Genomic DNA, 626 nt, shown 5'->3' with positions numbered 1-626 from the left:
CGACCGATATCCTCGATGGCGGTAACGGATTCGCCGGTTGCCTTCTGGATGCCGGAAATCTGGCCGGCGATTTCTTCGGTTGCCTTTTCGGTCTGGTTGGCGAGGTTTTTGACCTCGGCCGCGACAACCGCAAAGCCCTTGCCCGCATCGCCGGCACGGGCCGCTTCGATGGTGGCGTTAAGGGCCAGAAGGTTGGTCTGTTCGGCGATGTCGGTGATTAGTGCGATGACCTCGCCGATGCGGTTTGCCGATTGCGACAGGCTGACCACCAACTGGTTGGTTTCCTGTGCGCGGTCTGCGGCATTGTTGGAAATGCGGGTTGATTCCGCCATCTGGCGGTTGATTTCCGCGTTTGATGCCGAAAGCTGTTCGGTGGCGGCGGCAACGGTTTCGACATTGCCAGTGGCTTCCTGTGCCGAAGATGCGACATCTTCGGTCTGGCCGGAAACCAGTTCGGCGCTCTGGCTCATCTGGCCCGACACACCCTGAAGCTGTTCGGCGAGGGCAGCAATTTCACCGACTGCACTTTCGACTTCGTTTTGCAGGGTATCGGCAAGGCCAAGCAACTCGTCACGAAGTGCTTCGTTGCGTTCACGGTTCAGGCGTTCTTCTTCGGCCTGAAGTTC

1 protein-coding gene is annotated in these 626 nt (G+C 58.9%); it reads right to left on the bottom strand.

Going from position 1 to position 626, the window contains the following annotated elements; translation table 11 throughout:
- On the bottom strand, positions 1-626 hold a 626-nt coding region (locus tag TH468_RS21090), incomplete at both ends, for a methyl-accepting chemotaxis protein (protein WP_246832398.1).

Origin of the sequence: Thalassospira sp. MCCC 1A03138 (assembly GCF_002115785.1) — a bacterium.
GTDB lineage: Bacteria > Pseudomonadota > Alphaproteobacteria > Rhodospirillales > Thalassospiraceae > Thalassospira.
This window is presented reverse-complemented; position numbering and strand designations above follow the sequence as displayed.